General features: G+C 48.7%; 9 protein-coding genes and 1 other annotated feature (1 of these 10 running past the window's edge). Of the genes, 4 read left to right on the top strand and 5 right to left on the bottom strand.

Annotated features, from left to right (window positions below; genetic code table 11):
• Positions 1-5: 5 nt before the first annotated feature.
• Positions 6-1,655: a hypothetical protein gene (locus KNO94_RS09115; protein WP_214779049.1), complete on the top strand. Its 1,650-nt coding sequence runs from the start codon at positions 6-8 to the stop codon at positions 1,653-1,655.
• Between the two features lie 46 nt (positions 1,656-1,701).
• Here KNO94_RS09115 and KNO94_RS09110 read toward each other — a convergent pair whose 3' ends face one another.
• The 3 genes from KNO94_RS09110 to KNO94_RS09100 form a co-directional block, all read right to left on the bottom strand.
• A complete protein-coding gene (locus tag KNO94_RS09110) occupies positions 1,702-2,364 on the bottom strand; it encodes an ankyrin repeat domain-containing protein (RefSeq protein ID WP_214779047.1) in 663 nt (220 codons plus the stop codon).
• 4 nt (positions 2,365-2,368) lie between these two features.
• Complete coding sequence (locus KNO94_RS09105; protein ID WP_251125898.1) at positions 2,369-6,103, bottom strand: DUF5057 domain-containing protein; 3,735 nt, start codon at positions 6,101-6,103, stop codon at positions 2,369-2,371.
• A gap of 92 nt (positions 6,104-6,195) precedes the next feature.
• Complete coding sequence (locus KNO94_RS09100) at positions 6,196-7,398, bottom strand: bifunctional folylpolyglutamate synthase/dihydrofolate synthase (protein ID WP_214779045.1); 1,203 nt, start codon at positions 7,396-7,398, stop codon at positions 6,196-6,198.
• A 109-nt stretch (positions 7,399-7,507) separates the two neighbouring features.
• On the opposite strand from KNO94_RS09100, the gene KNO94_RS09095 reads away from it, so the two are divergent.
• The 3 genes from KNO94_RS09095 (at position 7,508) to KNO94_RS09085 (ending at position 9,423) form a co-directional block, all read left to right on the top strand.
• Positions 7,508-8,944, top strand: coding sequence for a protein adenylyltransferase SelO (locus KNO94_RS09095; protein WP_214779043.1), 1,437 nt, complete (start codon positions 7,508-7,510; stop codon positions 8,942-8,944).
• Between the two features lie 108 nt (positions 8,945-9,052).
• Positions 9,053-9,250 carry a hypothetical protein gene (locus KNO94_RS09090; protein WP_214779041.1) on the top strand — a complete coding sequence of 66 codons (198 nt, stop codon included), beginning with the start codon at positions 9,053-9,055 and terminating at the stop codon, positions 9,248-9,250.
• Entirely contained in the window at positions 9,247-9,423 is a 177-nt protein-coding gene (locus KNO94_RS09085; RefSeq protein ID WP_214779039.1) for a hypothetical protein, read from the top strand. The genes KNO94_RS09090 and KNO94_RS09085 overlap by 4 nt, the downstream gene beginning before the upstream one ends.
• 16 nt (positions 9,424-9,439) lie before the next feature.
• Here KNO94_RS09085 and KNO94_RS09080 read toward each other — a convergent pair whose 3' ends face one another.
• The gene (locus KNO94_RS09080) at positions 9,440-10,165 is read right to left on the bottom strand and encodes a hypothetical protein (protein ID WP_214779037.1); all 726 of its coding nucleotides are present in this window, start codon (positions 10,163-10,165) and stop codon (positions 9,440-9,442) included.
• Positions 10,166-10,288: 123 nt separating this feature from the next.
• On the bottom strand, positions 10,289-12,940 hold the full coding sequence (locus KNO94_RS09075) for a valine--tRNA ligase (protein ID WP_214779034.1): 2,652 nt from the start codon (positions 12,938-12,940) through the stop codon (positions 10,289-10,291).
• A gap of 57 nt (positions 12,941-12,997) precedes the next feature.
• Positions 12,998-13,054, bottom strand: a binding site (T-box leader) (it continues 165 nt past the right edge of the window).

The following is a 13,054-nucleotide window of genomic DNA, read 5'->3' as shown; positions in this document are numbered from 1 at the left end:
CCTTGATGCGAAAACGTGAAGAGGGATATGTCCTCGTACTCGTGCTCGTGACGATGGCGGCGCTCGCCGTTCTCTCACTTGCGGCCATGCAAGTCAACTTGGCAACGAATAAACTGACGGTCATCCGAACAGAAGATACTCAACTGAATGAAGATGCGAAAAGTGCACTTCGTCTGATCGCTGACGAAGTGCGCACTGAGTTTCCCCTCCATGGTAAAACAGAAGTTCCGGCGCATATGGAGTCAGAAGCAGCATTTCAAACCGCAGTACAATCCCTACTTGTCAGTGACGAACCATTTACGGATTTGACGACAGACAGTGAGGTCCGCTACTCCATTGACTTGAAGAAAGATGCGCTGGATACCACGATTCAAACGGCACCGTTCACGACGATTCTCCAAGTGAACGTCACGGCGTCCCGACAAGTGAATCCGGAACAACCGGAGCTCACCGTTGAATACACGCAAGATTTGTATTTGACGGCTCTCCCATCCTTCCTATACTACGTCCTCGGGTCCGATCAACAATTGAATGTGAACGGGATGCCGACAATTCAGGGAAATATTTATTCAGGAGGCCCACTCGCTTTCAAACGCGAAGCTAATTTCCAGCTTGATGGTCAAGCAAAAACCATTGCGAACTTGAACTCCAGTTGGTTACATCTCGATGGGCGAATCGATTTATCAGAAGTTGCAACGTGTATCACTTGTCAGCAAGAAAATTACTTTACAGTTGGTACAGAGCGGGCTGGTGAAAAAGCGGATGTCGGGGTGTCTCCGAGTAGCTTCTCGCCGTTCCAATATGACTATTCCATCATCGAGTTCTTGAATCGTCGTCTTGACACACCACTCGCATATACCAACAATGTCGACTCAAAAATCTTTGAAGAAGGATTAATCCCTTCAAGCGATCAAGTATTCGAGCTCGAGCGAGTCCTATCGGAAGACGGATCCTCCATTATCGAACGCCCAACCTCTTATCTTCGGGCGGATGCTTATAACGCACTCACTGATCCGACCATCGTGACATTACCGGATGCCATTTCCGATCGTGCCATGTACGTCACCGAGTCGATTACCGAATCAACGTCTCCACTCCTGTTTGACGGAGATGTCGTCATTGAATCACTCGATAAACTGATGATTTCGCGACCGTTAATCGTACGTGGCGACTTGACGATTAAAGGGAACGTCTCCTTCAGTTCAACGGTCTACACGCTCGGCGATACGTTCATCGATCGTGCCAATATTCTTCCGATTGATGCAGACAAAGGGAACTCGCTCATCCTGTTGTCTAAAGGAAAGATTCTGTTGAACCGAATCAATGAGTTTGATGACACACCGACGACGCTCCAGGCGTTCATGTATAGTGACTCGAACGAACCGACTTATGTGTATGCGGTCGGCTCTATCCTCGAAGTCAACGGGGGTCTATACAGTAAGGGACCACTCGAAGTGAACGTCTTCAGAGGGGAATTTAATGGGGGCAACGGCTTAAGCCCTGCTGAGAACTTCGACCAACAAATCCCTCGCCAAGAAGCTATCCATTCTCGGTTAAAACTGACGTATAACGATTCCGTGTTCAATCAATTGGAAACACTCCCTGTCACGAATCAACTTCAATTCTTCGTCAGTCATCCCGTTCAATTGAAATGAATTCAAAAAATCGGCTTCCTCTCTGATTGAGAAGAAGCCGATTTTTTTAGTTCCCCATCTTTAGAATGAGGTCCGAGTTGTAGTCTTTGGCCGTCTGTTCCATTTCCTTCGTCCATTGCGCGCCGTGATCAAGAAGCAGTTGCGTCAATTCGACCTGATTATGACGCACCGGTTGCAACAGCACCGATTCGGTATCTTGAATTGTATAGCCTTGCCCGAGTAGTTCTTTGACCGCCTCGAAATTCAACGAGTCGACCGCAATGCCAAGTAGTCTTTCATCTTCAACGTAACGCATCGCTAGCTTCCATTGATCCGGACTACCGTTCGCACTGAACAACGGTGTGATGACGGGCATCCCTTCCACTGCTTCAAATGGGTCAATCCCTTGCTCGAAGTATGCTTCGATCACGTCTAGAGGCGCGAGCGTCACCGCTGTAGCAAACTGTTCGGCTGTCGGCACAACTTTTTGATCTTCTAAAACAAGTCGGACGGCCTCCCATTCCTCTCTTGCCTGTAAATCTGTCAATTCTTCTTCTGTCACCGAAGAGCGTTGATTCACTTCTTTTACTAAATCGTCACCGGATAACTGTGAAAGCTCGGGTTGGGATTGACTCCAGTACAGGAGCCCTCCCAATCCAATCACGAGAATCAATCCGGTGATGCCAATCATTATTCGCTTGCGATTCATCATTCGCCAACTTTCTGCCATTCACTTAATAACGGTCATCATCCTGTCCTGAGGCATTCGTTTGGATGATGCGTACATAAAACGTGTCCTTCACAGCCTCAAACGGTTTTCCAGCCGGAAGCGTCGTGTAGACTTCCACTTTTGCCACACCCGGTTTCACTGGAATCAACTCTTTTCCTGATCCGCTCACTTGAACATATTCTTCACCGGATACAATCTCCATGCGATAGTCACGCCAAGTCGAAGTCATTGGCCAGTACTCAAGGAACGGTGGTCGTGGTGCCGCCCCTTCACCAATATTGATTGTCATGTCTTTTGACATCAATTGATTCGGGTATTCGTTGACGCGGACAACCGATGTATTGGAGCGAATATTTCGTAACGCATTGTCATCGAATGTCGTCTGAATCGGAATGTCTGTCACGACACCATTGTTTCCGTAGCCATGATTGGCACGTAATTCATATCCTGTCGCACTTTGTGTCACCGTCAGAGCGGATGGGATGGACCCGATTCGTTCAAACGGAATGGATACGGTTGGTGTTGAGGTCACTTGAATCGAGGCGACTTCATTTACACGTTTTTCTTCGTCCAAGCTATCCCATACCCAAAGGTCGAGTTGGCTCGGTGATTGGCTCAAGGATGGTGCCTTGACTTGGATGGTAAAGACGGTGCTCGGTGTAGCGATATTTAATCCACCGAAGAGGTCACCAACATCCACAGTCGCCTTAAACTGAGTCGTTCCTGGTTTCAGTCCAACAATGTTCAAGTTGTTTCCGACTTGTTCAAATTTCACACTATCCCCAGATTCAACGACATAACGAACTGATTTGTATTGAGCCGTTTCCGGCATGACTCTTGGTGTGACGGTAGTCGTTTGACCGACATACAGTTCTGTCGACGGGATAGTAAGTTGCTCAGGCGGACTGATGACATTGATTTTCGACTCTGCTACGACAAGGGGTTTTTGATCGCCCGGATCGATTGTCAAACGCAATTTCGCAGTTCCTGTTTTCAAACCGGTCACAATCGCATTATTTCCTTGGGTGACGAGTCTCGCGACACCGTTCGCATCAACGATTTCCCACTTTAAGCTACTCCATTTCGGGTTCGTAAAGGTGTTGCCTTTCGCATCCGTGATGGTCGGACTCACAATCTGCTGTGCCCCGATTTGTAACGTGACGTCAGGAATTTTCGCTTCGTACGCGTACGGCGCCCCGATATTGATCAGCAAGTCTGGGAATGACGATTGAACCTCTAGTTCCTTATCCCAGTCATTATGCTTATCTAAAATGTGATCTTGCTTCTTCGAATACTCAATCAACGTTGTTAATTGATTGTCTGCTTTTTTCAATTGGATGAGTGAAGCAGAAGGCTCGATGGCTCGGACGACTACTTCAAATTTTACAGTCCGATTTCCACTATCGTTCGGAAGGAAAATATTCGTGTTCCCGTTTCGTTCATAGTACAAATCTGGTTTCAACTGTAACTTGATTTCATTAGGGTTCGTGACAGGATATTCATTTCCGTTCGCATCCCGAATCGCCACCACTTCGAGTTGGCTTGGCAGTTTTTCTGTGAAAGTCGTTAAATCCACTCGTAAAAACTTATCGCCCAACTGATTCGGTAATCGGTCGAAACGTTCCGGATATTGAACTTGATAGTGAATCGTTCCCGTTTCGTATAAGTTGATCGTCGACGGGTCAATCGAACGGGACACTTGAATCAAATCGGAAACATTCTCCGCTCGTTTGACGTTAATGGTGAACGTATCGATCACCTTCGCATTCCGCTGATCGGACGTCTCAATTTTCACTTCAATCGGTCGGTCTGCGACAACATCTGCTGCCGGAATCGTAAACTCTTTGACTTCGTAGTTACGTAAGTTTTCGAATGCGACCTGTTTCCCGTTATACGTGATGGTTGAGTTGAGGAACAAGTCTTGGAAGTCATAGTCGCTCGGTCGCCACATCAATTTAACGTCTTGTCCAGCAGTCACTTCAACAGTCCCAGCTTTTAAATCAGCAGAGGTATAGGACTGGTTCGAATCACTAACGGACTCAATCACGTTGTAAGGTTTATGATTCGCCCCGATAAAGGCGCGATACATCGTATTGATGAAGATTTTTTTCTCATCTTCTACTGAGAACTTGTTCGTGTGCCCTGCACCGGAATAGGTGAAGTTGTTTTTTGTATACGTGTAGTAATGGTTGCTTGCATCTCCATATACACGATTTCCACTTGTTGAGTAAAGGTTGTACCAGGGCGTGACATCTGGATCGTTCAAATCGAGTGTGAAATACTGGTTATGGGTATTTGAGATATTTTTGATTGAATCATCAAGACGATATGGATAGGATGTGAAGATCCCATCCTGTACCTTTACTGCCTTGTTGGTTGTTTCAGGAGCGCCAAATCCCATGTTCGTATACATTTTTTGACCAGAGATATTCAGCGAAGGATCGGCATTCACAAATTGACGTTCCCACTCAGACGTCGGTGACGACGAACTATTCGTACGGAAAATCGTATCGTGCGTCAACATGACGCCTTGTCCTGTTTCACTGAAACGTTTGACTTTCGCAGTGGCAGCAGCATTCATACTTCCATAAACGTTGTACGAATCTTGGAATCCAAAGATTAGCATATCGTAGTCGTTATTGAGCAATGCCTGGTCATAAGTATCACCCTCAAACTGACTCGTTGTACCGTTCGTTAATTTAAATTCGTAGTTTCCAGATGAATCGACCAACATATCAGAAAGGTAATTTGAGATTTGACCGTTCGTCCCCGTTCCTGCCGTCAGTTGCAAAATGTTCGCTTTCACTTTTTCATCGAGGTAGAGAATACTCCCCTTCCGATAGTCCGCACGCCCTGTCAATGAATCCTTGACGACGAGCATCCAGTTCTTCGGTCCGCTAAACGTCGGACGCGATAACGTGAAATTGAGCGTTCCTGATTCTTTTGCCTGTTGCTCAATGACTTTTTCATCCGCATCAAATCGATCGTTATGGTCGTAATCGATATACAATTCTACGAATGCCGAAGAAGTTGGTGGTTGAGATAGAGTGTACGCGAAGTTGATTGGATAACGGACGCCGTCTTTCACTTGAATCGTCTGATTGCTAATCGACTGATTGTTATATTTCACTTCAGTTGATTGAAATCTCGGACGGGAAACGGTGAGTTGATTCAACTGCTGCGCCATCACACGATCAATATTCTGTTGATCATTTTGATTAAAGACTTTCACGTTTGCATAATCACGTTGATAGGCTGCCAAGCGTTTTAACTGTGTATCGCCGTTCGCAGCATCCTCATGTATCAGAAGTGGCAAGCCGACACGGACAATCGTATTGAACAGTTCCGTCGCTTTCAACTCTGTCAGATCGTTCATTTGATTTGTCGTGTCATGATTTTTCGAGTTGACGACAAGCGTCCCGTTTTTATATTTCTCGGTTAAAGGACTGCTCCCAATCATGACCGCATCGAATGCACCCGTCATCGGAAAACGGGATGCGTTAAATTGTTTAATCGTCATAAACTGCGCATTCACTTTCGCAGTATTTACATTCAGTGAATCACGATATGTTTTCACCGCGTTATTGTATTCAGTAACTGAAAGTACTTTCGAAGAAGTAAAAGCATCACGAAGAATCAATACGTTTAACATCGGTTGATTGGTCTCCGCAACTACTCTCTGTGGAATGATGGATATGATTAATACGAGAACCGCTATGTATTGCATGAGTTTACGCAATGTATAGTCCTCCCTATTTTTAGTCTTCACTACTAATTATCCCACCCACTTGAAAAAATATACATCTATTTCTTTGACATCAGGTAAATGTTTTAACTTAGGAAACATCTCACATCACTGATGAAATAAAGAGACCCGGTCACAATCAACGTTTCGCTTTTCGGTGACTCGACCCAATTCTGTAGCCACATTTTCCATTCGACAAAGCGCGCCCCATCGTTCTCTAGTTGTGCTTTCGTTCTCGCACGTGGAAAATCAAACGTCGTCTCATAAACGTCGCCAATCCCTTGCAGCGCGTCAATCATTGTGTCACGGTCCTTGTCTGCTAAAATCGCTGTCAACACGGTCACGTCTCTTTCTTGTCTCGCTTGCACAACTAACGCCTCGATGCCTTCTTGATTATGCGCCCCATCTAGAATGATACGCGGTCGTTTTGATACCAATTCGTATCGACCCGGATGTTGCGCTCGCTCAAGCCCTCTTCGGATGGCGTCCTCACTCCAGCCGAAATGACGTGCTACCGCCACGGCACACGCTCCGTTATAAGCTTGATGATGCCCCGTCAAACCGAGCACGACAGGTGGCATATTCTCATACGTCACAACGGTCTCAGAACCGTCCTCGATTTCTGACACAAGCGTTCGTACATCATGAATCGAAGCGCCTACGTCTTCTCCTTTTTGAAGCAACAATTCAATCAACTTCTCCTCATTGACACTGTGGAACATCGGCACGTCACGCTTCATGATGCCGTACTTCTCCATCGCAATCTCTTCAAGCGTATCGCCGAGAATCCCTTGGTGATCATGTCCGATTGACGTGACGATCGTCGCGAGTGGCTGCTTCAATACGTTCGTCGAATCGAGACGACCCCCGAGACCGACTTCCCAAATGATCAAGTCTGGACGTGTGTCATCAAAATAGCACCATGCCATCATCGTCAAGAGTTCGAACTCCGTCAACGTCTCTGGCGCATCGTCCGCACACGCTTTGACACGGTTCGCCACGTCGACGAGCGCGTTTTCAGGAATCGGTTCCCCGTTCAACATGATCCGCTCCTCGAACTGAATGATATAAGGCGACGTGAATGTGCCGACGGATAAGCCGTTCTCCATGGCCATCGCCCGTAAAAACGCGACGGTCGACCCTTTTCCGTTCGTCCCGGCCACATGGATGGATGGGCGTTCTTCTAACCCTAACTGCTCAATCATCCAGTTCATCCGCTCAAGACCTGGTTTGATCCCAAAGCGAAGCTGTCCACTCAACCAATCGAATACATCTTGTCTCGTCTTCATCTTCCACACTCCTACTGTTTACACTTCTGTTTCATCTTATCAAAATTCACGACAGCCGTTATGGAAAACAGTCTATGCTATACTCGAAGCGAAGAAGGAGGCATGCGCCATGACAACTGACTGGAACTTCGAGGCGACGTACCTCGAACTACGTGATATTTTTTACGACCGCGGACCCATCCATCCGGTCGACAACCCGACACTCGTCTTGTTTAACGATTCATTAGCCGCTTCGCTCGGCCTTGAAGCGCAAAGTGTCAATCAAGACATCGCTTTACTTGCCGGCAATCGTCAAACCGAGACGTCTTTCTCTCAAGCATACGCCGGACACCAATTCGGCAACTTGACGATGCTTGGGGACGGACGCGCCCTCATGCTCGGGGAACTTGTGACTCCGAACGGGAAGCGTGTTGATGTGCAACTGAAGGGTTCTGGACCGACAGAGTATTCTAGGGGTGGCGACGGACGGGCCGCACTCGGCCCGATGGTGCGCGAGTTCATCATTAGCGAGGCGATGCACGCTCTCGGCATCCCGACGAACCGGGCACTCTCCGTTGTTCAGACAGGGGAAGCCATCATGCGTCAAGGTCCGAAGCACGGAGCGATCCTGACTCGGGTCGCCTCAAGTCATCTTCGTGTCGGGACGTTCCAATTCGCGGCAGGCGCCGGCTCCATCGATGACGTCATTTCGCTCGCGGAGTTTGCGATCAAACGTCATGACCCTGACTTGATGGATGCGCCTAATCGCTACGAGCAGTTCCTCGGACGCGTCGTCGAAAGACAGGCGAGACTGATTGCCAACTGGCAACTCGTCGGGTTCATTCACGGGGTGATGAATACGGACAATATGTTCATTAGTGGAGAAGGGCTCGATTATGGTCCATGCGCGTTCATGGACACGTATCATCCGGAGACGGTCTTCAGCTCGATTGACCGAGAAGGACGATATGCCTACGGAAACCAACCGTACATCGGATCTTGGAACCTCGCCCGACTGGCAGAAACTTTATTGCCGCTCCTTGGCGAAACGAAAGAAGAAGCGGTCGATGTGGCGAACAAACAGCTCACCCGCTATACGGAGTTGTATAAAGAAGCGTACTATACCGGACTCGCGCATAAGATTGGCGTATTCGTCCGAAAAGATGGTGACGATGTGCTAACGGATGAACTGCTTCGGTTGATGGTAGAGACGGAGGCAGATTATACGAATACGTTCCGCTCGTTGACGCTCGGTGTGATTGAATCGCTCCCATTCGCAACTCGGGAAGACGGGAAGGCGTGGATTGACGCTTGGCGAAAACGTTTGAGTGAGCAAGGTCTCCCGGACGAGGACGTCAGTCGAATCATGCGCCAATACAACCCGGCCGTCATTCCTCGAAATCATCATGTCGAAAAAGCAATCCAAGCGGCAGAACGAGGCGACTTCGGTCCGACCGAGGCGCTACTCACGATTTTACGTGACCCTTATAACTACGATCAACCGTCTGAATACGTATCGGCAGGTCCACCACGAACGTATCCGTATCAAACGTTTTGTGGCACGTGAACCATCTCGCTTTTGCGAGATGGTTTTTTTGAAACCTATCTCATCGATTTATCGTATTAGAAAGTAGTTCATAAAATATTCGAGTGAATTGGAATGGAGTGACACAAAATGAAAGGACTCATCCCGTTGATGATCCTCATCACCGCTTCAGCATCTTACGTAGTGTATAGTCTATATCTAACATTAGTCGGCCAACCGATTCAGTCACAGTTGACTGGTGTGGCCATCGGTCTTCTTTTCACGTCTTCATACTACATCACAACAGGCCGTTTGCTGCCGTTTTGGAGTGAAGAGGAAGAGGCATGAGACGCATCTATATTGCTCTCTTGGTTATTGGTACGGTTCTATATTCCACGTACATCGTCCATCTGTTTCGAATCGGTTTCACGACCCCATTATATACCCAACTCCCGATGCTATTGGTGATTGGAGTCATCGTCTGGTCGCTCGTACAAACAAGACCCGAACGTCGCTCTTGACGCTCGGGTCTTAATATTATTCTGAATCCCGAAAAGGAAACGATACAGACGAAGGTTCCGGTAACGAATCAGCGAGTGCCAACAACTCTTCTTCCGAGATATTTCCTGTCACGATAATCAGTTTGCCTTGGGTTAAATAGTATAAGCCGTTCCCGTACGATTGCTCCAATACATACGGTTCTGGCTGTTCCGACATCTCCCCTTCTACTTCAGTGAAAGAATCCGTCGCAATGATACTGATGAGGCGTGTCTCATCATATAACGTCCAAAGCTTCACCGGCCAATCGCTACCTGAATAATCAGAGCTGATGGCCTCCATCTCTTTATTAGGAAGATCTAATCCGTGAACGAACGCTGATGATGTCTCTGGAATCCCGAAACGTTGCATGCCACGCTGCGCCCATCCATTTCTTTCATCATGAATGAATACACCAAACGGGTTCTCACGGTCAGGGACGGTCATCGCAACTAAACCGATTCCCCCGACCATCGTCTCCGTTATAATGTGATCCTTCGACAACTGTCTTGTCGAGCCATCTTCATATTGAAGGGTGATTTGTTCCACGACCGCGTCCGCGACCCGTTCTGTCCCTGGTTGTACTTCGGCAATCGTCGTCCCTGTCACGTCTACGTCGGGGAATTGCGATTCATCAATCACTCCCTCCTGTTCTACCGCTTCCACATCTGCCTTCTCCACAGACTCCGTCTCTTCTGATGGTGTACATCCAGCCAGTCCCAACATAAGAACACATATTACCCCAAGTCGTTTCATCTCATATCCCCTTTCTCCGTCCATCTCTCCAAATTCTACCAAAATACAAAAAAACCTTCTTCAGAGAATTAATCTCCAAAGAAGGTCCATGTCTTACTTACGCAACTCTTCCAAACGGGCGCGGACCGCGTCACGTTTGTCGAGGTAATCTTTTTCTTTTGCTTTTTCTTCGTCGATGACGTGAGCCGGTGCCTTGGCGATGAAGCCTTGGTTTCCGAGTTTCTTCTGGACGCGCTCGACTTCTTTCTCATACTTCGCCACTTCTTTTTCAAGACGGGCGATTTCTTCTTCGAAGTTGATGAGATCTGCGAGCGGGATGAAGAGCTCCGCTCCCGTCATGATCGCGGACATCGACTTGTCCGGAGCCGTGAGACCACGTCCGATTTCAAGCTCTGTCGCATTCGTGAATTTGCCGATTGTCATCTCGTTCGCGCTCAAGTAACCTTGTGTCGCATCGTCGCTCGTCGAGATGAAGAGCTGGATCGGTTTCGACATCGGTGCGTTCACTTCGGCACGGATGTTACGAACCGAGCGGATGACGTTCATCACAGCTTCAAACGCTGGAACCGAATCGGCGAAGTGAAGGTCGTCACGACGCGTCGGGTAGCTTGCACGAACGATTGAATCGCCTTCGTGCGGCAAGTGCTGCCAAATTTCCTCTGTAAGGAACGGCATGAACGGGTGCATGAGACGCATGATCGAATCGAGCGTATGCGCGAGGACCGAACGTGTCGTGTGCTTCGCTGCTTCGTCCTCACCATAGAGTGTGAGTTTCGCCATCTCGATGTACCAGTTACAGAACTCTTCCCAGATGAAGTTGTACAAGTAACGACCGGCTTCACCGAACTCGTACTTGTCGACGAGGCGTGTCACTTGGTCGATCGTGTCGTTCAAGCGCGTCAAGATCCACTTGTCGGCAAGCGTCTTCTTACCTGTGAGGTCGATGTCTTCGACTTTAAGTCCATCCATGTTCATGAGTGCGAAACGGCTTGCGTTCCAAATCTTGTTCGCGAAGTTCCATGTCGACTCGATCTTCTCCCAATAGAAACGAAGGTCGTTCCCTGGTGTCGACCCTGTGAGGAGGAACCAACGGAGTGAATCGGCTCCGTACTGGTCGATGACTTCCATCGGGTCAACGCCGTTACCGAGTGATTTCGACATCTTGCGTCCTTCCGAGTCACGGATGAGACCGTGGATGAGGACGTCATTGAACGGTTGCTTCCCTGTGAACTCGAGTGATTGGAAGATCATCCGTGATACCCAGAAGAAGATGATGTCGTATCCTGTAACGAGCGCGCTCGTCGGGAAGTAACGGTTGAAGTCCGGTGCGTCCGTATCTGGCCAGCCCATCGTTGAGAACGGCCAGAGTGCTGACGAGAACCATGTGTCGAGGACGTCTTCGTCTTGTGTCCAGTTCTCACTGTCCGTTGGCGCCTCTTTTCCTACATATACTTCACCTGTCTCGTTATGGTACCAAGCCGGGATGCGGTGGCCCCACCAAAGTTGGCGGCTGATACACCAGTCGCGGATGTTCTCCATCCAACGGAGGTATGTGCCTTCGAAGCGCTCTGGGACGAAGTTGACTTTCGTGTCGTCGTTTCCTTGTGCTTCGAGTGCCGCTTTTGCGAGTGGCTCCATGTCAACAAACCATTGTTTCGAAAGGTATGGCTCGATGACTGCGCCTGAACGCTCTGAGTGACCGACCGAGTGCGTGTGCGGTTCAATCTTCACGAGTGTGCCGTCCGCCTCAAGGTCTTTCACGAGTTGCTTGCGGCATTCGAAACGGTCGAGCCCTTCGTACTTACCAGCATTCTCGTTCATCTTCCCGCCTTCGTCCATGACGAGGATGCGTGGAAGCTCGTGACGGTTTCCGATTTCAAAGTCGTTCGGGTCATGGGCTGGCGTGATCTTCACGCAACCTGTACCGAACTCCATATCCACGTAGTCGTCTGCAACGATTGGAATCTCACGGTTCATGATTGGGAGCATGATCGTCTTACCGATGAGGTGTGTGTAACGCTCATCTTTCGGGTTGACGGCAACCGCCGTATCCCCGAGCATCGTCTCTGGACGTGTCGTTGCGATTTCGATGTGACCTGAGCCGTCAGCGAGTGGATACTTCATGTGATAGAACGCACCCTCGACTTCTTGATAGATGACCTCGATATCCGAAACGGCTGTCTTTTGAGCCGGGTCCCAGTTGACGATGTATTCGCCACGGTAGATCAAGCCTTTTTCATACAAACGGACGAATACTTCTTGAACGGCTTTTGAGAGCCCTTCGTCGAGTGTGAAGCGCTCACGCGAGTAATCGAGACCGAGACCGAGTTTTGACCATTGGTCGCGAATCGTCTTCGCGTACTCGTCTTTCCATTCCCACGTCTTCTCGAGGAACTTTTCACGTCCGAGGTCGTAACGCATCACGCCTTCTTCACGAAGCTTTTGTTCAACTTTCGCCTGTGTCGCGATTCCTGCGTGGTCCATCCCTGGGAGCCAGAGCACGTCATAACCTTGCATGCGCTTGAGGCGTGTCAACAAGTCTTGGAGCGTCGTGTCCCATGCGTGCCCGAGGTGAAGTTTCCCCGTAACGTTCGGTGGTGGGATGACGATTGTGTACGGTTGTTTCGAATCGTCCTCGTCTGCTTTAAATACATCGTTCTCTAACCAGTAGTCGTACCATTTTGACTCTGTCGCACTTGGGTCGTACTTCGTCGGCATGGTGATTTCATTTGTCTCATGGGCCATGTGGGGCGCCTCCTCTATATAATAATGAACACAAAAACGGCTTCTCTCGTCCTATACGCTAAGGACGAAAGAAGCCGTGATCTTCCGCGGTACCACCTTAGTTCGCCAACAAGT

Source organism: Exiguobacterium sp. s22, from assembly GCF_018617455.1.
GTDB lineage: Bacteria > Bacillota > Bacilli > Exiguobacteriales > Exiguobacteriaceae > Exiguobacterium.
Note: the sequence above shows the minus strand (reverse complement) of the source record. Positions and strands in the feature narration are given on the sequence as shown.